At 41.5% G+C, this 20,785-nt stretch carries 24 protein-coding genes and 2 pseudogenes; 11 read left to right on the forward strand and 15 right to left on the reverse strand.

Going from position 1 to position 20,785, the window contains the following annotated elements:
• Positions 1 to 180 precede the first annotated feature (180 nt).
• A complete protein-coding gene (locus IE339_RS12705; protein ID WP_242168009.1) occupies positions 181 to 558 on the forward strand; it encodes a winged helix-turn-helix transcriptional regulator in 378 nt (125 codons plus the stop codon).
• Between the two features lie 34 nt (positions 559 to 592).
• On the opposite strand, the gene IE339_RS12710 is transcribed toward IE339_RS12705, so the two are convergent.
• From IE339_RS12710 to IE339_RS12720, 3 genes are all read right to left on the reverse strand, one after another.
• A complete protein-coding gene (locus IE339_RS12710; protein ID WP_242168011.1) occupies positions 593 to 1,297 on the reverse strand; it encodes an ABC transporter permease in 705 nt (234 codons plus the stop codon).
• The gene (locus IE339_RS12715; RefSeq protein WP_242168013.1) at positions 1,297 to 2,142 is read right to left on the reverse strand and encodes an ABC transporter ATP-binding protein; all 846 of its coding nucleotides are present in this window, start codon (positions 2,140 to 2,142) and stop codon (positions 1,297 to 1,299) included. Before IE339_RS12715 ends, IE339_RS12710 begins: the two co-directional genes overlap by 1 nt.
• Before the next feature lie 158 nt (positions 2,143 to 2,300).
• Entirely contained in the window at positions 2,301 to 3,347 is a 1,047-nt protein-coding gene (locus IE339_RS12720) for a LytTR family transcriptional regulator DNA-binding domain-containing protein (protein ID WP_242168014.1), read from the reverse strand.
• A gap of 361 nt (positions 3,348 to 3,708) precedes the next feature.
• Between IE339_RS12720 and IE339_RS12725 the strand changes: the two genes are divergently transcribed.
• Entirely contained in the window at positions 3,709 to 5,730 is a 2,022-nt protein-coding gene (locus IE339_RS12725) for a Na+/H+ antiporter (RefSeq protein ID WP_242168016.1), read from the forward strand.
• Between the two features lie 96 nt (positions 5,731 to 5,826).
• Positions 5,827 to 6,367: pseudogene (locus tag IE339_RS12730) on the forward strand (GNAT family N-acetyltransferase).
• Here IE339_RS12730 and IE339_RS12735 read toward each other — a convergent pair.
• Together IE339_RS12735 and IE339_RS12740 are read right to left on the reverse strand one after the other, a co-directional pair.
• Positions 6,360 to 7,469, reverse strand: coding sequence for a major royal jelly family protein (locus IE339_RS12735; RefSeq protein ID WP_242168018.1), 1,110 nt, complete (start codon positions 7,467 to 7,469; stop codon positions 6,360 to 6,362). The pseudogene IE339_RS12730 and the gene IE339_RS12735 overlap by 8 nt on opposite strands.
• Positions 7,470 to 7,483: 14 nt before the next feature.
• Entirely contained in the window at positions 7,484 to 7,984 is a 501-nt protein-coding gene (locus tag IE339_RS12740) for a cupin domain-containing protein (protein ID WP_242168020.1), read from the reverse strand.
• Between the two features lie 149 nt (positions 7,985 to 8,133).
• On the opposite strand from IE339_RS12740, the pseudogene IE339_RS12745 reads away from it, so the two are divergent.
• Both IE339_RS12745 and fosB read left to right on the forward strand, forming a co-directional pair.
• A pseudogene (locus IE339_RS12745) lies at positions 8,134 to 8,616 on the forward strand (GrpB family protein); the annotation flags it as partial.
• A gap of 45 nt (positions 8,617 to 8,661) precedes the next feature.
• Positions 8,662 to 9,081: a metallothiol transferase FosB gene (fosB, locus tag IE339_RS12750; protein WP_242176191.1), complete on the forward strand. Its 420-nt coding sequence runs from the start codon at positions 8,662 to 8,664 to the stop codon at positions 9,079 to 9,081.
• Between the two features lie 36 nt (positions 9,082 to 9,117).
• On the opposite strand, the gene IE339_RS12755 is transcribed toward fosB, so the two are convergent.
• From IE339_RS12755 to IE339_RS12775, 5 genes are all read right to left on the reverse strand, one after another.
• Positions 9,118 to 9,399 (reverse strand): hypothetical protein, encoded by a 282-nt coding sequence (locus IE339_RS12755; RefSeq protein WP_242168022.1) that lies wholly within the window; start codon positions 9,397 to 9,399, stop codon positions 9,118 to 9,120.
• Positions 9,400 to 9,448: 49 nt separating this feature from the next.
• The gene (locus IE339_RS12760; RefSeq protein ID WP_242168024.1) at positions 9,449 to 10,321 is read right to left on the reverse strand and encodes a LysR family transcriptional regulator; all 873 of its coding nucleotides are present in this window, start codon (positions 10,319 to 10,321) and stop codon (positions 9,449 to 9,451) included.
• A 58-nt stretch (positions 10,322 to 10,379) separates the two neighbouring features.
• Positions 10,380 to 10,667 (reverse strand): putative quinol monooxygenase, encoded by a 288-nt coding sequence (locus IE339_RS12765; protein WP_242168026.1) that lies wholly within the window; start codon positions 10,665 to 10,667, stop codon positions 10,380 to 10,382.
• Between the two features lie 110 nt (positions 10,668 to 10,777).
• On the reverse strand, positions 10,778 to 11,440 hold the full coding sequence (locus tag IE339_RS12770; RefSeq protein ID WP_242168028.1) for a type 1 glutamine amidotransferase domain-containing protein: 663 nt from the start codon (positions 11,438 to 11,440) through the stop codon (positions 10,778 to 10,780).
• Between the two features lie 161 nt (positions 11,441 to 11,601).
• The gene (locus IE339_RS12775; protein WP_242168029.1) at positions 11,602 to 12,021 is read right to left on the reverse strand and encodes an organic hydroperoxide resistance protein; all 420 of its coding nucleotides are present in this window, start codon (positions 12,019 to 12,021) and stop codon (positions 11,602 to 11,604) included.
• 404 nt (positions 12,022 to 12,425) lie between these two features.
• On the opposite strand from IE339_RS12775, the gene IE339_RS12780 reads away from it, so the two are divergent.
• On the forward strand, positions 12,426 to 12,623 hold the full coding sequence (locus tag IE339_RS12780) for a hypothetical protein (protein WP_242168032.1): 198 nt from the start codon (positions 12,426 to 12,428) through the stop codon (positions 12,621 to 12,623).
• Between the two features lie 45 nt (positions 12,624 to 12,668).
• On the opposite strand, the gene IE339_RS12785 is transcribed toward IE339_RS12780, so the two are convergent.
• Positions 12,669 to 13,397, reverse strand: coding sequence for a DsbA family oxidoreductase (locus tag IE339_RS12785; protein ID WP_242168033.1), 729 nt, complete (start codon positions 13,395 to 13,397; stop codon positions 12,669 to 12,671).
• A 192-nt stretch (positions 13,398 to 13,589) separates the two neighbouring features.
• Between IE339_RS12785 and IE339_RS12790 the strand changes: the two genes are divergently transcribed.
• Both IE339_RS12790 and IE339_RS12795 read left to right on the forward strand, forming a co-directional pair.
• A complete protein-coding gene (locus IE339_RS12790) occupies positions 13,590 to 14,147 on the forward strand; it encodes a maltose acetyltransferase domain-containing protein (protein WP_242168035.1) in 558 nt (185 codons plus the stop codon).
• Between the two features lie 31 nt (positions 14,148 to 14,178).
• A complete protein-coding gene (locus IE339_RS12795; protein WP_242168037.1) occupies positions 14,179 to 14,721 on the forward strand; it encodes a GNAT family N-acetyltransferase in 543 nt (180 codons plus the stop codon).
• Between the two features lie 38 nt (positions 14,722 to 14,759).
• Here IE339_RS12795 and IE339_RS12800 read toward each other — a convergent pair whose 3' ends face one another.
• Complete coding sequence (locus IE339_RS12800; RefSeq protein WP_242168039.1) at positions 14,760 to 15,581, reverse strand: SDR family oxidoreductase; 822 nt, start codon at positions 15,579 to 15,581, stop codon at positions 14,760 to 14,762.
• Positions 15,582 to 15,709: 128 nt separating this feature from the next.
• Here IE339_RS12800 and IE339_RS12805 point away from each other — a divergent pair, with 128 nt between their 5' ends.
• Positions 15,710 to 16,276: an SGNH/GDSL hydrolase family protein gene (locus IE339_RS12805; protein WP_242168041.1), complete on the forward strand. Its 567-nt coding sequence runs from the start codon at positions 15,710 to 15,712 to the stop codon at positions 16,274 to 16,276.
• A 34-nt stretch (positions 16,277 to 16,310) separates the two neighbouring features.
• Here the strand turns inward: IE339_RS12805 and IE339_RS12810 are convergent, their stop codons facing one another.
• From IE339_RS12810 to IE339_RS12820, 3 genes are all read right to left on the reverse strand, one after another.
• Positions 16,311 to 16,868, reverse strand: a complete 558-nt coding sequence (locus tag IE339_RS12810) for a GNAT family N-acetyltransferase (RefSeq protein WP_242168043.1) — start codon at positions 16,866 to 16,868, stop codon at positions 16,311 to 16,313.
• A 190-nt stretch (positions 16,869 to 17,058) separates the two neighbouring features.
• Entirely contained in the window at positions 17,059 to 17,526 is a 468-nt protein-coding gene (locus IE339_RS12815; RefSeq protein ID WP_242168045.1) for a hypothetical protein, read from the reverse strand.
• Positions 17,527 to 17,591: 65 nt separating this feature from the next.
• Positions 17,592 to 17,816, reverse strand: coding sequence for a YczF family membrane protein (locus IE339_RS12820; RefSeq protein WP_242168049.1), 225 nt, complete (start codon positions 17,814 to 17,816; stop codon positions 17,592 to 17,594).
• A gap of 136 nt (positions 17,817 to 17,952) precedes the next feature.
• Here IE339_RS12820 and IE339_RS12825 point away from each other — a divergent pair, with 136 nt between their 5' ends.
• On the forward strand, positions 17,953 to 19,581 hold the full coding sequence (locus IE339_RS12825) for a spore germination protein (protein ID WP_242168051.1): 1,629 nt from the start codon (positions 17,953 to 17,955) through the stop codon (positions 19,579 to 19,581).
• The gene (locus IE339_RS12830) at positions 19,571 to 20,782 is read left to right on the forward strand and encodes a Ger(x)C family spore germination protein (RefSeq protein ID WP_242168054.1); all 1,212 of its coding nucleotides are present in this window, start codon (positions 19,571 to 19,573) and stop codon (positions 20,780 to 20,782) included. Before IE339_RS12825 ends, IE339_RS12830 begins: the two co-directional genes overlap by 11 nt.
• Positions 20,783 to 20,785 lie beyond the last annotated feature (3 nt).

A 20,785-nucleotide genomic window follows, 5' to 3' on the forward strand; every position in this document is an offset into this window, starting at 1 on the left:
GCAGGCTTTTTCATTTGAAACTGAACTTTTTTTGTTCACAAGCTGATGCCCAGTTCGTTTCTTAGATCGAACGTTTCAAAACATGGTATGATAAAGACCGTACAAACAAAAACTACCCTAATGGTTAAAATTAGATCGTACAAAGGCGCTCATCACGCTCCTACTTAGAAGGAGGTACACATGAAAAAGAAATACAACATTTCAGTAGAAGCAACACTTGAAGTGATCGGCGGAAAATGGAAGTGTGTCATTCTCTGTCACTTAACGCACGGTAAGAAACGAACAAGTGAATTAAGACGATTAATGCCAAACATCACGCAAAAAATGCTCACTCAGCAGCTTCGAGAGCTTGAAGAGGACGGCATTATTGACCGCATGATTTACAACCAAGTTCCACCAAAAGTAGAATATCAGCTTAGTGAATACGGATGGAGTTTGCAAACCATTCTTGATTCCCTTTGTGCATGGGGTGAGAAGCATATCGTGCGCGTGCATGGCGATACGTCCTCTATGCTTGAAGACAGCATTTTAAATGAACACTTAAAAGCCCCGCAATAAGATCAGAACGGAGACCAAGCGCTTGGTCTCCTTTTTAATCAAACTGCCGCTTTCGGTAAACGATGATCGTTATCACAAGGACACCGATTGCCCACGCCACAAGAATGAGAAAATGACTTCCAACATCACTAAAACTCTTTCCTTTATCAAGCGCTAACCAAATTTGCTCAAACTGGTCGTTTGGAAGATAGCTGATCAACGTTTTGAGCGTATCATTTTCAATGACGCTTTTTATAATTCCACCCATGCCAATCAAAAGCATAATCGGCATGCCAATAATGCTTGTTTCCATTACCGTTCTTGATAAAAGCCCAAGCAACGTCCCGCCTACCACATAAATAATCAGACACAGCAGTATATTTAATACGCTAATACCTATGGCAGGTACGGTAATTCCTCCTAAAAGCACTGAGCCAGCGATAATCAAAATGGTTAAAATAGCGGTCAGCGCGCTTTTACCGATTAAAATTTCAATCGTACTCGCAGGTGAAAGCAAGAGGCCCCTAAGCGTACTTTTCTCCTTTTCTTCCGCTACCATTGCTGCCTGAACGAAGCAGGCCGTAATGACTAACGCCAAATTCACAAGAATAACCGCGCTATAAGCGTTCACATCCTGCCTGCTTCCTATCCACGCGGAAAATACAAGGGGCATCGCAAGCGTAAAAAGAATATATGAATTTTTCAACAGATCCTTCCAGTCCTTGATTAAAATTGCGTTCATGCGTCTTAATGACATCATCACAGTTCCCTCCCTGTTAGCTGGACAAATAGATCACCTAACGTCGGTTCATTTGAATGAACGGCAACCAGTTCACCACTCATCATATAGTCCTTAATCATATTTGCACCTTTCTCATCTTTGTTTACTGTTATTTCACGGTTGTTTTGAAGCGTTAAGGTAATGGTGTCATTGGCATGCTGAAGACGTAGCTTTTTCGGCGTGTCCAAAAGGCTGATTTCACCTTTGTGGAGAAAGGCAACGCGATCACATAACTCTTCTGCTTCATACATATCATGCGTGGTAAGAAAAATCGTCGTTCCGTTCTCATTAAGCTGACGTAGCCCACTGTAGATGTGCTTTGTGTTCACCGGGTCTAGTGCCGAAGTAGGCTCGTCCAAAAATAAGATGGATGGTTTATGTAAAAGAGCTCTTGCTAACAAAACGCGCTGCTTCATTCCTTTTGAAAGCTTTTTGACTATACTTTTCTTCTCACTCTGCAAGTTGACTACCTCGAGCACCTCCTCAATTCGCTGTTTTGGGATGGCAAACAGCTGACAGAAAAAGAGCAGGTTATCATAAATAGTCAATCGCTCATAGAGAGTACTGTTATCTGTTAAGATACCAATTTCATTCATATATGTATCTTTTTTTTGATCCCGGATAAATTGATTAAGCACGGTGATGTCACCGCTTGTTGGTAAGAGCTGCGCCGTTAAAAGCTTAATTGTCGTTGTTTTTCCAGATCCGCTCGGCCCTAAAAATCCGAATATTTCGCCTCTCCTAACCGAAAATGATAAGTTTTTTAACACCACCTTATTTTCAAAGGCTTTTGTTACATTTTTAATTTCAATCGCATGTTCCACCTAACTTCCTCCCTTTTCACTGTGATCGCTTTCTATCTCTACTGTACGATGTCACGTGTCAGGCAGCATTATAAAAGCGATAAAAGGAGTGATTTTCGGTGTAAATGGAGCTATTTGGAGCTGAATGGAGCAAAAAAAGCATGTCTTCCTCGCAATATCTACAAGCCGATAATGTCTTTAAGCTCATTTAACTTCCCCTTTGATAACGGAATCGATGTTTTTTCTGCGTCATCTAAAACGAGACTGTAGCTGTTTCTAGTCCACGTAATGACCTCTCTCACCTTTTGGAGATTCACGATGTATGAACGGTGACAGCGAAAAAAACCGAACATTTGTAATCGGTCGAACAATTCATTTAATGTATAGGTACAAGGAAAGGTTTCTCCTTTCACGTGTAAATGCGATACGCCATCATGGCTTTCAACAAACGCAATTTCAGTTGGATCAAACAGGATAATTTTTTCATTTACTTTAGCTGGGATTTTCTCAAAGCGAATGGGACGAATCAGGATCTCTTCCTCTTCCTGTACAGAAACCGCCACCTCCCCATTGTTTAAGTCTCCTTCGTCCTTTACTTCAATTTGGCGCAATCCTTCTTTCGTTAAGCTATATACACGGCTTGTCAGTTCAATTGCCGTTTCGACGTAATTGTTCAAGACTAAAATGATTTTTTGTTCTCTCACTAGCTCAGCAATAACGCGCTTTATAATAATTTGACTTTCCAAATCAATATTTTGAGTCGGCTCTTCTAGCACGAGTAGATCAGGATCATGTAATATAATTCGAGCAAGCTGCAGGCGTTTCTTCTCCGAAAAGGTCAAAGAGTCTACCCTCTGTTTCTTTTTTTCTAAGAGACCCACCATTTTTAAAAACTCGTCTACCTCTCTGTTCCCAGCGTACAGGCGTTTATAGAAGCTTAAATATTGGTAAACAGACAACCGATCATAAAAGGCTTCTTGTGCGAATAAAAGACCTACGTTCTCACAAAGTTTTTTAAAATGCTTTGGCAGCTCCTCATCGTTCAGCATAATCCTTCCTGCTGATACAGGTACTCCACCAACTAGCATATGTATGAATTGATTTCTGATCTCAGCGTTACACTGAACTGCCACCACTTCTCCTGACGTAATCGTTAAATCAATCGCAGGAAAAATGATTTGATTTCCGATTCGTTTCTCTAACTTCTCAATGACCAATGCCTTCATTTAACTGTTGCACCTCATTTTTTCTTCTATATGCTTTCACTATAGTAAAAAACCAGTTTTTTTACCATTATTCTTACAAATAAAACCGCTTTTTTTTCGCAATTTTCATTAAATGAATCGTTTTGCCGATTCCTTGGTTTAGTTGCTTGCATAAGAAAGCCTGTCCATATTATGATGAAAACCGTGCCCTCCATATTTTCTTGCTGTTTTCTGATCACCTCGTCATGAAATAGGTGATCTTGTTTCATACTAAGTAACACCTGTTTCACTTACTCATACATGAGGTACTTTCATACATAACAGCACTCATTCTCACATGCAATATGGACAAAACAATCAAACAAAGGAGGCAGAAAAACTCGTGGAAATGTTTATTATGATCATGTTACTCTTAGTAGCGATCTTACTGTCGAACATGATCAATCACTTTATTCCATTCATCCCTGTACCACTTATTCAAATTGCCCTTGGTGGTATCGTTGCTTTACTTCCCCTTGGAATGCATATCCCTCTGGAGCCAGAATTATTTTTCATTCTATTTATCGCTCCCCTTTTATTTAATGACGGGAAAAACGTGCCGCGAAAAGCATTATGGAAACTGCGTGAGCCGATTTTATTTTTAGCACTAGGCCTCGTTTTCGTAACCGTATTTGTCATCGGATACGTCATTCACTGGTTAATTCCTACGATCCCATTACCAGCAGCGTTTGCTTTAGCCGCTATTTTATCGCCAACGGACGTCGTAGCAGTAGGTGCCATGTCAGGGCGTGTGAAAATGCCAAAAGATATTATGCACTTACTTGAAGGTGAAGGACTGATGAACGATGCATCGGGTCTTGTCGCATTTAAATTTGCGGTAGCTGCAACCGTAACCGGCTATTTCTCATTAACCGATGCTACGCTCAGCTTCTTAGGAATCGCGATTGGTGGATTTGCTGGAGGTGCGGTCATTGCGTTTTTAATTATTCGCTTCCGCGTACTTATACGCCGATTCGGTATGGAAGACGTAACGGTTCATATGCTTCTGCAAATTTTAACGCCGTTTGTGATTTATTTAGTGATTGAACACTTCCATTTATCAGGAATCCTTGGAGTTGTTGCTGGGGGAATTGTTCATGCGATTGAACGTGATCGTGAGGAATCCCCAACCGTTCGCTTACGTATCGTTTCTAAAAGCACATGGACTGTTATCCTTTACGTGCTAAACGGTCTTGTATTTATTTTGTTAGGATTACAAGTTCCAGCGATTGCTCAAACCATTTTTAACGATATTAACTACAACAATGGACAAGTGCTTATGTACATCCTTATTATTACGCTTGCGCTATTTGCGATGCGCTTCTTATGGGTGTATCTGTCTTGGTCTGCGGGTTGGAAATTAAACAAGAGCTCGTTTAAGCCGTCATGGAGAGGCGTTGGTCTTGTGACCGTCTCTGGAGTACGAGGAGCCGTTACACTTGCCGGTACCTTCTCAATTCCATTTACACTTGCAGACGGCAGTCCTTTTCCAGAACGATCGTTAATTATCTTTATTGCTGCAGGCGTAATTCTCCTTTCGCTTCTCATCGCAAGTATTTTCTTACCGATGATTGCCGAAAAAGAAGAAAAGCAACCAACGGAAACAGATAACTATGTCAAAGAACGAAAAGCATTTGTAAAGGTATGTCGTGCTGCAATCGACGAATTAAACTCTTCAACCAACGAAGAAAACGAAGAGGAAGTTGTCGTCTTACGATCTCAGTATAAGCAGCTTATTAATGATGCATATATCGACCAAACGCAAAAAAATAGCTTCCGTTACCAAAAAAGTTTAAATCAAGTATGGCTGACAGGTCTTCAAGCAGAAAAGGAATATTTAGAACAGCAACTTGAAAACCCCGATGCGGATAAAGAGGCGATTAAGCTTTCTCTTACTCACACAAAGCGTATGGAGCTTGCTTTAACCGCCAAGTTCGGTCATCGCCTCGTCATGATGTGGGTCACATTCAAGCGACTTGTCTTCCGCTTCTTAGGTGCATTCAGCTCAAAAGCTGTTAAGCGTGCTCGTAAAGAACGTAAGCTAAAACGTAGACTGGCTACCTTGAAGATGGAAAGCTCGCGTGCGGCTGTCGATAAAATCCGTGAATCGATGACAGCGGAGAACCGTGATGCTTCTATGGCCGTCATTAAAGAGTATCATGCACTCATTAGCAAATTGGTCTCACGAAAAGGCCGCAATCAATCCGTGATGGACGCTCTTTCACACGATGCCATCCAAGCGGAGCGTGACAAAGTACAGGAAATGTATGAACAAAAAAGCATTTCCTTTGATATGGCACAGCGCCTACGTCAAAACATTACGATGAGAGAATTACTCATCGCAGAAGAGAACGAAACGCACTAAAGCAACACCAGCAGATGAGCTTTCATCTGCTGGTGTTTTTGTGTTTGGCAGGATATTTCTCTTGTTTGTTTAATTTATGTTGATGGAGGTGGAAAAATGGACGTTCACATTAGAAGACCTTCGGATCAAGATACTTATGATCTGCATCATTTTTTTGAGCTCGTTATTCATGATACGTATCAGCATGAGGGCATTGGTCACTTGACAGATGATATAAACGATGAGATTCAATCAAAAAAGCACTATCTCGATTTTGGATATGAAAAGCAACGGAAAAGGTCGATATTTTTTAGTCGCGGAGCTAAACGGACAAATCATCGGTACGATTGAGTATGGGCCTTGTAGCGCGCTTATTCAGACGTGTACAAACGGAGAGTTAAGTTATTTACTAGAGGTGGGAACGGTTTTTGTTCACCCAAGTCATCAGCAAAAAGGGATTGGGAATCAGCTACTGGCTGCGATTTGCACTGCTCTACAAAATCAAGGTCTTGACGAATTCTGCCTAGACAGTGGCTACAAACGAGCACAGCGCATTTGGACAAAGAAATTTGGCGCTCCCACCTACCACCTGAACGATTACTGGGGGAAAGGATTTCCTCACATGATTTGGAAGGTAAACACAAAGAGCCTTACTTAAGGCTCTTTATATTCATTCGATGGACATAATAAGGTGGCTTACTTTCATCTACACCCCCGTTTAATTCGGGAAGCGTATTTAATTGATTAACGGTGATATAGAGAAAATGATCTGTCCCGATGCTTAAGCCGTCTGGCCACTGCAGTTTTTGATCGTCTTTAATCACTATTCGGTAGCCTTTTGGATTACTAATACCAATTGCAGACTGTTCAATATCCGTTACATAGATATTTCCCTTATCATCCACGACAAATCCATCGCAGTGAGGCTTTTTACTGTACCATTCAACGTTCTTTGTTTCTTTTGATCCGCTTGGCAGCGTGGATAGCTTTTCAGCTCGAATTCGAAACACATCTGTTCCACTCATTGCACCGAAATATACCCACTCCCCTTGAGGATCAATAGAAATAGGATTTAATCCGTACTGATGTGCTTTTAAAGTACCAGCAGAGGTTTTACTAGAGATGATTTTCCCATTTACGCGAATCGAATCGCCGCTCGGCATAAATGGCTTAATACCTTCCAAAATCCGGCTTGTCTGCCCATTTTTCATATCCACGACAATAAGAGCAGGACGTTCACTTCTTTTGCTTTCATTGCTAAAATCCATATCAGCAATATAAAATTTATGTCGCTTTTCATCTATCACAAAATCATGAAGAAATGGATGGTTTGAAAGTGATTCTTTCGGAATTGGTAGGACTTTTTCTATCCGTTCTGTTTTCGTATTCCATCCTACAAGCTTTGGTAATCTTCTCAGGTCTTCACTTCCCATATCTAACATCCATACGGTTCCTTTTGAAGATACTTTGATGCCAATTGTTCGTTCAATTCCCATTTCGTTATCAGTGGGTTTGCTCGCCCATTTTAGATTGGGAAACGCTCTTGTTTTGTTGTTTTGCAAAATCTCTCTTACATTTACGGTTGGATGTGATAATGCGGACATCGTAACAATGATACGACCATCTGAAGTAGTAGCTAGATTTCCGGGCCTTTCTTTATCAAAGGTTGTCACCGTTTCAAGAGAGGAAACAGCATGACTCCGATCTGGGCAGCCAATCATACTAGCGATTATCACACTACTTATAATCCAGTTTCTCATCGATTCGCTTCCCCTCAGTCTAACGAAAATTTTCCTTCGTCTTTTGGATCAAGATAAATGATATCACTTGGACTTCTCACACCTACGTCAAAAATTAGTATATCTTGTGGTCCCTCTGTAAGTTTTACTAGAGCATGTGGCGTTCCAGCTCGCCAGTACATCATCGTACCTGGCTCTGCTTCAATAGTCTTCCCGTCCGCTACTTCATACGTTCCCTTTCCAGATAGAACATATAAAATCGCATCTGACTTCGTGTGGTAATGAGGCGCGGATGGTCGATACAACCGAAATACGCGAACGCCTCCTTTTGGCATGGAGACAACGGTACGATCTTCCACCGCTTTTTTAGAGGTTTTCGGAAGACTATCAAGATACGGTTGAAGCGGCAATCCTCCCCACGTATTCCCTAGCTTTTCACCTGGTCCGTACTGATAAATAGGTTGCTTCGCTTCCGCATAAAGTGGACATAAAAAGATGGCTACAAGAAGGCTTGCGATAAACGTTTTTTTCCGCATTTCCCTTCCTCCCTACGCTTAGTTAGTATGGTGTATTATTTGTAGACAAGTAACCTTCTTATACTAAATTCCAATCATTCATTTTGTCCATTTTTACCCATGGTATAATAAGGATTCGCACTCACTTTACACACGAAAGGAATGATTTTTTGAATCAACACGTTACGCTCGAAGATTCCCAGATAAAATGGGTCGAATACTTTGAGAATGAGAAGAATCGATTATTATCTGTCATTGAGTCGCATATAAAGGGCATTGAACATATTGGCAGTACGTCCATTGCGGGACTAGCAGCCAAACCGATTATTGACATCATGGTCGCCGTGGAAACATTAGATTGTGCAGAAGCGTGCATTCAATCTCTAGAAGCACTCGGTTATCATCACGTGCTACACGCTGAATTTCCCGAGCGCCGCTTTTTCTGGCGAGAAGCGAATAACGGACAGCGGTTTCACCTTCACTTTTACACGTATGGCAGCAAAGACTGGCAGGAAAAACGTTTGTTCCGTGATTATTTAAAGAAACACGAAGATGCATTACATGCCTACGAGGCGCTAAAACGCGCGCTCGCCCTTACATACAAAGATGACCGCTCCGCGTATACCGAAGCAAAAGGCCCCTTTATCCGAACGATCATTGAAAAGGCTAAAAACGAACGGATTGAATGGCAGCAACAAGTGCCTGTTCAAGGACTTAATCACCTGTTATTTTCGGTTTCCGACCTGGACCAATCCGTTGCGTTTTATCAGGATGTATTCGGTGCAAGACTGTTAGTAAAAGGGCGAACAACCGCTTATTTTGATCTCAACGGCATTTGGCTTGCGTTAAATGTGGAAACAGACATCCCGCGTCGGGAAATTCATCATTCTTATACACATCTAGCCTTTACGATTAAGGAAGTAGATTTCGATCAGACGCTTCACATGCTGCAAATGCGTGGCGTACATATTCTTCCTGGTCGTGAAAGAGATCAAAAAGACAAAAAGTCGATTTATTTTACAGATCCTGATGGACACAAATTTGAATTTCATACCGGATCACTTCAGGACCGAATGAGCTATTATCAAAAAGAAAAAGCGCATATGACGTTTTATTAAACAAAAAAGTGCTTCACATTAAAAGCGAAGCACTTTTTAGTAGTGGCTTGGTACTGCACTCACCAGTCTGGCAACCTTTTTTCTTTTACGAAACTTTACGTTGTTCAGCCAATTCACAAAGGTTTCACCGCTGAAAGACACGCCGTAGCCTTCGTTTCCCTCTTCATCGATATACGCAATTTGCCAATAAGGATGGTCATTCCCCCGGTCGTATATCCACTGATCAAACTCACGTTGAAGTTGATGAATATTGCGACCAACTTTTGCGGCACAGCTCATGTACTCGTCTTCGTATCCGAATTCCATTTTTATGACCATGTTTCCCTCCTAGACCTTTTACAGTCATTCTACTGCCCTATTGCAAACATCAATCGTCTCCGCTCAGCAAATGTCGCACCTGCTGAATGGGCGGATAATCTTTGACATCATTTTTATACGCCATGTAAATCGTATTGTTCACTGCTAGATGAGGAAAGAGAATTTTCGTTTTGTTCGCTTCAACCGAATCCGCAATTAAATACGTAGGAAGGACGCTAATTCCCATTCCTTCTTCGATTGCTTTTAACACAACACGCAGGTCAGGGATAATATGATAAGGCTGAATGGGCGGTCGCTTTCCGAAGTGCTCTCGCCAAAAGCGGCGTACGATGGGTAGCTCTAAACCATAGCTTAGCCATCTCTGTTCGTCTAACCATGATTCAATCTCACCAATTTCGGTAAGCGTTGAGTCAACGTCATAAGGAGCGGTCACAACAAACTGCTCCTCCTCTATTTTCACACTTTCAATTCCTGGTACTTGAAGCTTTTGAGTCGTAATGATGAGATCCACTTCATCACCTTGCAGCAGCTCTAGTAATTTCGTCGCAACGCCAAATTGAATGGAAAGGCGACCGTCTACTCGTTTAAGACTAGGGAGTGCCTTTTTTGTAAAATACTCCCCAGGTGAACCAATTCGAACAATAGGAGTTTGGGGCTCAGAGGCCACGTGGCGAATTTCAAGGGTGGTACTTTCTAGTTTTTCAATGAGCGGTACTAACGTTGTATACAGCTCTTTTCCTTTATCCGTTGGAATCATTTTTCGTGTAGCCCGAATAAACAAAGGCTCTCCTACCTCTGCCTCTAATGCCGCTAAGTGCTGACTCATCGCAGGCTGTGTTAAAATTCGAGCCTTTGCAGCAGCGGATACCGAACGGTGCTTGTAGATGGAGATAAAACTTCGATACCATTCAAAATCAATCATGTTTCTTTTTTCTCTCCTTTGACATGTTAAAAGCATCGTCATAGAGACGATGCTTCTTTTATATCTGGCGCAAGCGGAAAACTTGGCGTTCCGCTACGAGATCTGCCGTCTTTTCACGATAGTTTTTATAGTGATCAGCCTCAACGTGAGCGTTTAACGCTTCTTCATCTCGCCAAAGTTCATAAAAAACAAATACGCCTTGTTCTTCCATTGATTCATGGAGCACATATTGAACACAGCCTGCTTCTGCGCGAGACGGCTCCAGTACAGCTTGGAGCTCTTTACGAAGTAGCTCCTCTTTTCCAGGCTTAGCCGTTAAAATTGCATTAATCGTAATGGCACTCATTCGATCTCCTCCTCGTCTTTTTAATCACCAGTATTTCCACCTTACTTTTTACCATACAAGAAAAGAGCCACATATGCATGAAAATAGCTCGGCATATGTGGCCCCATGTTTTATGCTAACGTTTTAACAACCGCTTTTGCTACGCTAATTGTTGATTGTGGATTTTGACCTGTAATTAAGTTTCCGTCTACTTGAAGGTGATCCGTCCAGTTTGGAGCCGCAACGAATTTTCCTCCTAATTCACGTAAGCGTGTTTCAAGTAAAAACGGCATGTATTGATCTAGCGTTGTTTCGCGCTCTTCTTCATCTGTGAATGCCGTTACCGCTTTTCCGGCAACAAGCGGTGTACCGTCTGAAAGTTTTACTCCCACAAGACCTGCTGGTCCGTGGCACACAGCTGCTACAACGTTATTTGCTTCATATGCTTCGCGAAGAAGCGCGTGCAATTTTTCATTATCTGGTAAATCAAACATTGTTCCGTGTCCACCTGGTAAGAAAATAGCATCGTATGCAGACGCGTCTTTAATATCTTCTAATTTCAACGTATTTTCTAGATATACCGCTGTGTCTAAAATTTCTTGTGGCGTTTCGCCTTCTAAGCTGCGATCATCGACCGGTGCTTTTCCACCTTTTGGACTCGCAACTGTAATTTCATATCCTGCTTTTGCAAACTCAACGTACGCTTCGCCGAATTCTGAAAGCCAAAGACCTGTCTCATGTCCTTCATTCATTTTATCAGCTGTTGTCACAACCATTAATATATGTTTACTCATTATAAGTTCCTCCTAAAAATAACGTAGTGTATGTGAAATACAAGACTAATTGTAAGCCCATTTTAACTATAATACAAATTAGAAAATAAACATCTATCTATAAATATATTTATAGATAGACCATCATAAAAACCCCCGATTTCTCGAGGGTTTTATGATTATTAAATGACTTTTACATCAACTTCAACGTTTCCGCTGATTGCTTTTGAATATGGGCAATATGCATGTGCAAGGTCCACGTATTTTTTAGCTGTTTCAAGGTCTAATCCTTCAATGTGCGCTTCCAAGGATACGCCAATTTTCACACCTTGATCTTTTGTATCTGCAAGAAGGCGAACCGTTGCCGTTACTTGGCTGCTTTCGATCTCAACTTTATGCTTTTTCAATTGAAATTCTAACGCACTGTTAAAGCATGCGCTATATCCAGCTGCGAATAGTTGTTCAGGATTTGTTGCTGTTGTTGCTTCTCCGCCTAATGCTGGTGGTGTTGCTACATCTAAATTAAAAATATTGTCTGGAGAAAATACCTCTCCGTTACGTCCACCTGTATTTGTTACGGTTGTTTCATATAAAGTTTTCATTACTGTATCTCTCCCTTTTTATCTGTTTTTGTTTATTATCTTATCTACAATTGAATTGTACACAATTTAATTGTGTAATGCAATACTTTTGTTTATTATTTTTTTACCCTATGACAATTTACACGATCCATAAAAATCCATATACTAACAAATAGAGTGTAAAATCACAGTCTGGTTGGTAGTCCAGACGCATTTTTAATGTCAGTGGCCTTCCCCCCTCGGGATGTCCATCACTCTGATTCAATTAGAGGGGGCTATAACATGATGTTAACCATTTATTTCGAAAAGTCGTTCCCGGTGGGCGTGGTCGAAGTGAATATACTATATTCAAAAGGAATATTTGACTAATTTTTCAGAATTATGTTAACATTGAAGAAAGAAACCTCAGAAGGAGGAGACTATTTATGCCTATCTGGATTTTTTTAGTTACAATCGTCGGAGGATTACTTGGTGTTGGTGCATTTGCAGATCGAGTAGCGAAAAAGAAGAAATTAAAGTTTGAGCCTGAAGAAGGAATAAAAAATGCTTCTACTAGTCAGCAAGTATACGGGGAAGACTTTTTAAGACAAGTGAATGATTCGTTTAAGCAACCAAACGGATAATGATAAAAAAAGGACTCTACTAGCAATTCGTAGAGTCCTTTTTGATTATTTTTTCGGTGGCACTGCGCAGTTACCGTCTGCACAAAAAGCATCCTCTGCTCCGCTACCTGATAAATCTTGTAGTTTTGGTGCTGGGTTTTCTTCTTCCCATACTTGTTTCAGTGCACTCTCAAACGTTTCTTTTGGCTGTGCTCCTGAAATGGCATACTTTTGGTTAATAACAAAATACGGAACGCCTGTAATGCCATATTGCTGTGCAATACTTTCATCCTGACGTACATCCGTAGCAAACGCATTTTTGTCGTTAAGGACGGCTAATGCCTCATCGCGATCTAAGCCAGATGCTTCTGCAAGGTCTGCAAGCGTATCTACCTCTCCTACATGCTTTGATTCGGTGAAATACGCGTGCAACAGATTTTCCGTCATCGCTTTTTCTTGTCCCTTTGTTTCTGCAAACTTAGCTAAGCGATGCGCATCAAACGTATTTGTTGGCTTCATGTCATCAAAATTGAACGTTAGCCCGACGCTTTCTGCCTGTTGACCGACGCCAACGTTCGCTTGTTTCGCTTGTTCAACGCTCATGCCATATTTTTTCGCAAGCATTTCGTGAATGTTTTGACCTGTGTTAAATGCTGAATTAGGATCTAGTTCAAAGCTTTTAAATTCAACTTCAACATCTTCTTTATGAGGAAATGCCTCAAGCGCTTGCTCTAGGCGACGTTTTCCAATATAACAAAATGGACACACAAAATCTGACCATACTTCGATTTTCATATCGACACCTCTTTAATTCAAGATATTTTTTATCATAACATACCTAACAGAAAAACAAACGAAAAATGCTTTGGGCGTATTTCATAATAAAATGATAGCATTTTAGCTTACTGTTCGCTAAAATTAAAGGATGTAAGCGTTATATTTAAGTGCAAACGGTTGCGCAAATTTAAGAAAAGTGAGGGAATAAAAATGATGACCGAAAAAGAAAAAATGCTAGCAGGCGAAATGTATGATCCGGCAGATCCTACGCTAATGGCCGAACGCATAAACGCACGTCGTCTCGTTCGTTTGTTCAACGAAACAACTGAAACCGAACATGAAAAACGCATCGGCCTTATTAAAGAATTATTTGGTTCTACAGGCGAACACGTTTATATGGAGCCAAACTTCCGCTGTGATTATGGGTATAACATCCACGTTGGTAACGGATTTTTTGCTAACTTTGACTGCGTTATTTTAGACGTGTGTTCCGTTACATTCGGGGAAAACTGCATGCTCGCACCTGGCGTTCATATTTACACTGCGACTCATCCGTTAAACGCCGCAGAGCGGAACAGCGGTCGTGAATTCGCCAAGCCGATTACAATCGGCAATAACGTATGGCTCGGAGGCGGATGTATTATTAATCCTGGTGTCAACATTGGAGACAACGTCGTCGTGGCGTCCGGCGCTGTTGTCACAAAAGACGTCCCAAACAACGTGGTGGTTGCTGGAAATCCTGCACGAGTGATAAAAGAAAATATCTAACGACAACGCGAATGGAAGTGGAATTTACACTATGGAATTAACATTAATACCGAGCATGTGGGAGACAAATCAGCTTATTGTTCGAGATTTACGGAAAGAAGAAATAGAAGACGTTCAAGCGCTCTATCTTCAAGGCAGCTATCTTGGAGAATGGGACGGACGCACCTATGACTCTGACTATATCACACAGTGCTTTACAACCGGTGACCTCCCTCCGGACGGAAGCAAAGACCATTTTAAAATTCAAGTACTCAGGATGAAGGAAACCAATAAAATCACTGGCCTTCTCACAACGTATCATGGCCATCCATCACCTGAGGTCTTTTACATTACATATTTTTATCTTGATCAACGCTTGCAAAGTCAAGGGTTAGGCCGTGAAGCGATGGAGAAATTGCTTCAGTGTGTAAAAGAGGCAAACTATACTGAAATTAGAGCAAATGTTGCGATTAAAAATTGGCCTGCGCTTCGCTTTTGGACGAGTCTAGGGCTTGATCGAATTCAAGGCGTATTTGGTGATCGTACCCACGACTCTCACTCATTCGCTGATATTGAACTAGTAAAGAAACTATGATCACATCAAAAAAGCACCCACTAAGAGGTGCTTTTTTCTTATTCCGTCGTCTTTTTCCACTTTTCTTCAATTAACATCTTACCAGGCCATGTGTACGCCATAATTCCGCCGTCTACCGTAATGTCTTCCCCCGTGACGTATGAGCTGTCATCACTTGCAAGGAATAAGGCCACAGTGGCAATTTCCTTCGGTTCTCCAAGACGTCCAAGTGGCGTAATCCACTTGTTCGCTTCACGGAATTTTTGGCCCATATCGTCTTGTTTCGTTCCTGCTAATGTGTCAATGAGCGGCGTTTCAATGGTACCGGGTGCAATGGAGTTTACACGGATACCGTCACGTGCATAGTCAATCGCCATCGCCTTTGTGAAGTTTCTGATTCCGCCTTTTGCTGCGTTATATCCTGAGCGATCTAGGTCTGCTGCTTGTCCGGACATGGAAGACGTATTAATTATAGAACCACCGTTCTCCATCATGAGTGGAAGTAGATATTTGCTGCATAAAAATGTCCCTCGAAGATCCACCGAAATAATGCGGTCGAACAATTCAACCGGATATTCGTGAACCTTTCCGCCCTCTTCGTCAATCCCTGCGTTGTTGAATAATACATCGATTTTTCCGTACGTTTCTTTTACTTGATTCACAAATGAGATGACGCTCTCTTCACTTGATACGTCAAGTTCATAGGCTTCTGCCTTTCCACCGTTTTGCTTCACAGATTCTACCGTTTTTTTAAGCTCATCTGTGTTAACATCCGCACAAAGAACGGTCGCTCCTTCTGATGCAAATAGCTCGACCGTTGCTTGCCCAATTCCTGTTGCTGAACCCGTAATAACTGCAATTTTATTATCTAATTTTCCCATGATCATAGCCTCCTATAAAGTGAATCTGTCGTTGATATAAATGAATTACCCTTTATGTGAAATAGTAAACAAACGCAAACTGCCAGACACAACATGGTATAATATGGATTAAAAGGAGGAGAAAGGCTATGAAGACACTCGTTTGTTTTGGAGATAGTATTACAGCAAGACATGAAGGCTTTACAGAGCCAATGCTAACATCAAAGATTGCCAGTCGATTGCCGACTATTAACATTATAAATGCAGGCGTTCCCGGTCATAACACAAACGATGCTCTCTCTCGTATTAAACAGGATGTGATATCGCATCATGCTCATTTTGTGACGGTACTATTCGGAGCAAACGATGCAGGGAAAAAGAGACCTGTTGATCTTTCTACCTTTACGGAAAATATGCGTACGATCGTGCGTTTCATTGGACCTTATAAAACGATTTTGATCACGCCTTCTCCCGTTGATGAGCAAAAGCAAGCGGATCGAACAAACAATCTGCTCGGTCAATACGCAAAGGCAGTGAAAGACGTAGCGCTTGAATTAAATTGTCACCTCATTGATTTTTATGCTCATTTTCTGTCACAGCCTGATTATCAAAGCAAACTAAAAGGAATGGAGGACGACGGACTTCATTTCGGTGAAGCAGGCTATGAATTGTTATCAGAGCTTATTGTGGAAAAGTGGCAGCAGCTTCAAACATAAAAGGAAAAAGCTCTATGCTTTTTCCCTTCTTTTCTCATTTCGTCAGTGAATAAATACACGTATCTCGTAGATCACCTTCGACGCTTAAGCTGTCGCTATGTAAAATACCGTCTAGATTAAAGCCCGCGCGTTCTGCTACTCCGCGACTTTTTGTATTACGAGAATCGCATCGAATCTCCACTCGACGCGCGCCTAGCTCCCGAAAGGCAAATTGCTGAATCCCCTCCACAGCTTCCGTCATGTAACCTTTTCCACTATGTCGTGTATCAATCCAGTAGCCAATTTCAAACTTCGGAACGTCCCAATCGATTCGGTGTAAACCTGATGACGCAACAAGTTCACCCGTTTCTTTTAAAAACACCAGCAAACGCAGATCCGTGCGCTTCAAATAATTGATATATGATTCTCGAATGTTAATCTCCGTTTCTTCAAGCGTCTGTTCGCGCTGTGCAAACGGCATCCACGGCTTAAATTCGTTACGAGATGCCTGAATTGCCTCATATACTACCTCCCCGTCTCCCGGTTTCGGCATCCGAATAAGCAATCGATCAGTTGAAAACTCTGTTGGAATGTCTCGTAAAATTGGATTCATCTTCTTCTCCCCCTATGTGGCATTTCGTCTATCTATTCGTATTTCTACGATCTGACGCATCAAATCGGTATTACATGTAATCATACCAATTTTTTCTAAGTAGCAATAGACTGAAAATACTAATTTTTCTTACAGACACAAAAAAAGAAGCGCTCAACGACAGTGAGTGTGCTTCTTCTAGCCAAATCATTTATTTCGAAGATTTTGAACGCATCATATCATTCAGAAACCATTGATAACCATAGTTCAGCACTGATGTTCCAACCGATAGTAGAAACAACTGCAGCCTTGTCATGTTGACCATGCGATAAACCTTCAGCTTCTCTGCTAGAGATGTGAGTGGATAAGCAAATAGATAATCAAGTACGATGTTACTCGATAAATACAGCCAAAAGCGGCCGAACGTAAATTTAAAGATCCACAAATTAATCACAAAAAATGGGCCAAACAAAAAAGAAATATCACTCGCTAGACTAGGAAAGAGCGGATTTCTTACCTTCCACCACGTAAATTTATGAGAGAGCTCACTAATTAATGCAATGACAAGCGAGCTGAACGTTAAAACGGGCAAATAGCGCTTAAACGTATGGCGGTCCATTTTCACTAAAGTAAGCCATGGAACAACGAGCAAAATAAGAAGCAACCATTTTCCTTTCATATGTACAAAAACCCTCCTTCATTATTTCACTTCGCATTTCTAAAAAAACTATCTAAAGCATCCAGCTAATTCATATTTTTTCTTTTTTTGATCAAAACGTAGGCTGATTCAGCCACAAACAATAGAATGAACACAATTAAGACAACAATTTCTGCTAGTTCCATGACGCGAAAAGGGCTTAACGTGCTCCGAAGTGATTCATACAGCGTAAACCCTTCAAACATATTCAGCATCGTCGCAAATCCTACTAAACATACAAACATCGAGACAGTAATCAACAAAATCTTCATCGCAAGCCTCCTCTGCTTTTATCGTCCCGCGATTCCATTTTTCTATACAAACGAGAGGAGCATTTTTACATAAAATTCCCTTCCTTGTCGAACACTAGAATCATACTAATTGTCTAATCAAAGGAGGTTTTAACGCATGCCTTCCTTTTTCAAGCATTCAAAGCCGAAAAAAGAACGTGTTAGTGAGCAAGCTGAAGAAACTTCTTCCTCATCTGATGACCACTTATTTTCGTCTCTTTCGGAGAATGTTCACTATATTCAACAGAAAACAGGAAACAGCCCAGACATTGTAATCAGACAGCTCAGCATTGGCGACACAACGACCATTCAAAGTGCGATTGTATACGTAGATGGAATGGTCGATGAAAAAGCCATTCAAGATTTTTTATTGGAATCGATGATGAAAGATGATGATCTAAACCAAAAGGTTACAAATGCGAATGTCTTATCACTGATCAAAAAAGATATTTTAGCATTCGGTGACGTGTCAATGGCCACTTCATGGGAAGATTTTTTTCTATCGCTTATGAGTGGTGACACAATGATTTTAGTGGACGGCCATTTGCAATGTATTGTCATTGATACAAAGGGTGGTGAGCGCCGCGCTATTTCAGAGCCTAGCTCACAGATGGTCGTACGAGGGTCAAAAGAAGGATTTAACGAAACTCTTGCGACGAACATTTCACTCGTACGTCGTATTATTAAAAATCCCAGTCTATGGGTGGAATCAATGAAAATCGGAAACGTCACCAAAACGGACGTGGCGATTATGTATATTGATGGAATTGCAAATGAGAAGATTGTGAAGGAAGTAAAAGATCGGCTAAAACGCATTAACATTGATAGCATTTTAGAGTCTGGATATATCGAACAGCTCATTGAGGATAAAACCTTTACGACCTTTCCTACGATCTATCACACGGAGCGTCCTGATACGGTCGCGGGGAACTTACTAGAAGGCCGCATTGCGATTTTTGTGGACGGAACACCGTTTGTGCTAGTAGCACCTGCTGTATTTATTCAGTTCTTTCAATCAGCAGAAGATTATTATGCACGATTTGATATTGCATCGTCTCTTCGGTTTTTGCGCGTCATGATTTTTTTCATTTCGCTGATCGCTCCTGCTACGTATGTGGCCATCACGACCTTTCACCAAGAAATGGTTCCGACGAAGCTCATTGTGGCGATTGCCGCTCAGCGAGAAGCCATTCCATTTCCAGCCTTCGTTGAGGCGATACTCATGGAGGTCACCTTTGAAATTTTACGTGAAGCAGGACTACGCTTACCAAAAACGATTGGCTCCGCTGTTTCCATTGTTGGAGCGCTTGTTATTGGTCAATCAGCGGTGCAAGCAGGGATTGTTTCTCCTGCGATGGTTATTGTTGTTGCGATCACCGCCATCGCAAGCTTTGCGACGCCATCTTTTGCCATTGCCATTTCGGCTCGACTTCTTCGCTTTTTATTCATGGTGAGCGCCGCAACGTTTGGCTTTTACGGCATTATTCTATCGCTCTTAATTATGGTCGTTCACCTCTCAAGCCTTCGCTCCTTTGGTGTTCCTTATATGGCACCACTTGCTCCTTTCATTCTTAGTGATGCCGGAGATACAGCGATCCGTCTCCCGTGGTGGTCATTGCGAAAGCGACCTCGCTTAATTGCTGATAAAAACATTACGAGGGAAGCGGTAGATCAAGGACCAGACGTTCCAGCTTCGCGCGGAATTGTGAACCAAAAAGCAGAAGATGGTGATCATCGTGAAACGTAAATGGCTTCTCTTCTTTCTAATCGTTTTTCTTACTCCTCTTTTAACCAGCTGCTGGAGTAAAAAAGAGCTCACAGATCTTGCACTCGTATCAGCGCTTGGGATCGATAAGACGAAGGACGGAAAATATCTGCTGTCGTTTCAAATTTTAAATCCTGGTACCGTAGCGGGAAGTTTACAGGGTGGTGGCGGTGGAACAGAAAGTCCTCCCGTCACCGTTTATCAAGCAACGGGAGATAATTTAACAGAAGCAAGCCGACGCGCCTCTGGTCATGTATCGCGCCGACTCTATTATGCACATACGAACTTGGTGGTCATCGGAGAAAAGATGGCGAGAGAAGAAGGAGTAGAAAAACTGATTGATGGGCTTGATCGTGATCCGGAGTTTCGAACTACTGCAACCTTTGTCATTGCGAATGGCTCTAGCGCTGCAGATTTAGTGGAAACCCTAACTCCAGTAGATAAAATACCTTCAGATAAAATCAATAAAACATTAGAAATAACGGAAAAACGCTGGGGACATAATATCAAATCATCACTCAAAGACGTGATGGTTAATCTGAAATCTCCGGGTAAAGGAACACTAGTCTCAGGATTTAAGCTAATCGGCAACGTTGAGAACTCAAAACAACTCACGAACCTTCAACAAAGTGCACCAAAATCCACTCTTCGCTCAGATGGAATTGCCGTACTAAAGGATGGGAAACTAATTGACTGGCTATACGGAGATAAAGCACGAGGTACCGTCTGGGTCATTAATAAAATACACGGCACCGACTTTAATATCGATTGGAATGGACAAAAAGAAGCGATTGCGTATCAAACCGTTAGGCAAAAAACAAAAATTTCAACCCATATAAAGAATGGGATACCTACTCTATTTGTTCACAGTCGTGTAGAAGGAGACATTAGTGAGTTGGACGTGCCGGTGGAACTCTCAAATCCGACCGAGGTTGTGAAAATACAAAAGGCTCTAGCAAAGCAAATTGAAAGTGATATTGACAAAGCTATACAAAGTGGTCAAAGGCACGGCGTGGACTATTTTGGCTTCGGTTCCGACATGTATCGCAACCATCCTCAAGAATGGAAGAAAATCGGGAACAGATGGAACAGCGAATACTTTCCTAAAGCTACTGTGGAGGTATCAGTAGAGGCGTACGTTCGTCGTACCGGACTTCGCAATAAATCATTTCTCTCTAAGTAACGA

Source organism: Priestia koreensis, from assembly GCF_022646885.1.
Taxonomy (GTDB): domain Bacteria; phylum Bacillota; class Bacilli; order Bacillales; family Bacillaceae_H; genus Bacillus_AG; species Bacillus_AG koreensis_A.

What these genes read in the sequence shown, in the direction of transcription:
- IE339_RS12705 (WP_242168009.1), top strand. Translation starts at nt 181, where the DNA reads ATGAAAAAGAAATACAACATTTCAGTAGAAGCAACACTTGAAGTGATC.
- IE339_RS12710 (WP_242168011.1), bottom strand. Translation starts at nt 1,297, where the DNA reads ATGATGTCATTAAGACGCATGAACGCAATTTTAATCAAGGACTGGAAG.
- IE339_RS12720 (WP_242168014.1), bottom strand. Translation starts at nt 3,347, where the DNA reads ATGAAGGCATTGGTCATTGAGAAGTTAGAGAAACGAATCGGAAATCAA.
- IE339_RS12735 (WP_242168018.1), bottom strand. Translation starts at nt 7,469, where the DNA reads ATGAGAAACTGGATTATAAGTAGTGTGATAATCGCTAGTATGATTGGC.
- IE339_RS12740 (WP_242168020.1), bottom strand. Translation starts at nt 7,984, where the DNA reads ATGCGGAAAAAAACGTTTATCGCAAGCCTTCTTGTAGCCATCTTTTTA.
- IE339_RS12755 (WP_242168022.1), bottom strand. Translation starts at nt 9,399, where the DNA reads ATGGTCATAAAAATGGAATTCGGATACGAAGACGAGTACATGAGCTGT.
- IE339_RS12760 (WP_242168024.1), bottom strand. Translation starts at nt 10,321, where the DNA reads ATGATTGATTTTGAATGGTATCGAAGTTTTATCTCCATCTACAAGCAC.
- IE339_RS12765 (WP_242168026.1), bottom strand. Translation starts at nt 10,667, where the DNA reads ATGAGTGCCATTACGATTAATGCAATTTTAACGGCTAAGCCTGGAAAA.
- IE339_RS12770 (WP_242168028.1), bottom strand. Translation starts at nt 11,440, where the DNA reads ATGAGTAAACATATATTAATGGTTGTGACAACAGCTGATAAAATGAAT.
- IE339_RS12775 (WP_242168029.1), bottom strand. Translation starts at nt 12,021, where the DNA reads ATGAAAACTTTATATGAAACAACCGTAACAAATACAGGTGGACGTAAC.
- IE339_RS12780 (WP_242168032.1), top strand. Translation starts at nt 12,426, where the DNA reads ATGCCTATCTGGATTTTTTTAGTTACAATCGTCGGAGGATTACTTGGT.
- IE339_RS12785 (WP_242168033.1), bottom strand. Translation starts at nt 13,397, where the DNA reads ATGAAAATCGAAGTATGGTCAGATTTTGTGTGTCCATTTTGTTATATT.
- IE339_RS12790 (WP_242168035.1), top strand. Translation starts at nt 13,590, where the DNA reads ATGATGACCGAAAAAGAAAAAATGCTAGCAGGCGAAATGTATGATCCG.
- IE339_RS12795 (WP_242168037.1), top strand. Translation starts at nt 14,179, where the DNA reads ATGGAATTAACATTAATACCGAGCATGTGGGAGACAAATCAGCTTATT.
- IE339_RS12800 (WP_242168039.1), bottom strand. Translation starts at nt 15,581, where the DNA reads ATGGGAAAATTAGATAATAAAATTGCAGTTATTACGGGTTCAGCAACA.
- IE339_RS12805 (WP_242168041.1), top strand. Translation starts at nt 15,710, where the DNA reads ATGAAGACACTCGTTTGTTTTGGAGATAGTATTACAGCAAGACATGAA.
- IE339_RS12810 (WP_242168043.1), bottom strand. Translation starts at nt 16,868, where the DNA reads ATGAATCCAATTTTACGAGACATTCCAACAGAGTTTTCAACTGATCGA.
- IE339_RS12815 (WP_242168045.1), bottom strand. Translation starts at nt 17,526, where the DNA reads ATGAAAGGAAAATGGTTGCTTCTTATTTTGCTCGTTGTTCCATGGCTT.
- IE339_RS12820 (WP_242168049.1), bottom strand. Translation starts at nt 17,816, where the DNA reads ATGAAGATTTTGTTGATTACTGTCTCGATGTTTGTATGTTTAGTAGGA.
- IE339_RS12825 (WP_242168051.1), top strand. Translation starts at nt 17,953, where the DNA reads ATGCCTTCCTTTTTCAAGCATTCAAAGCCGAAAAAAGAACGTGTTAGT.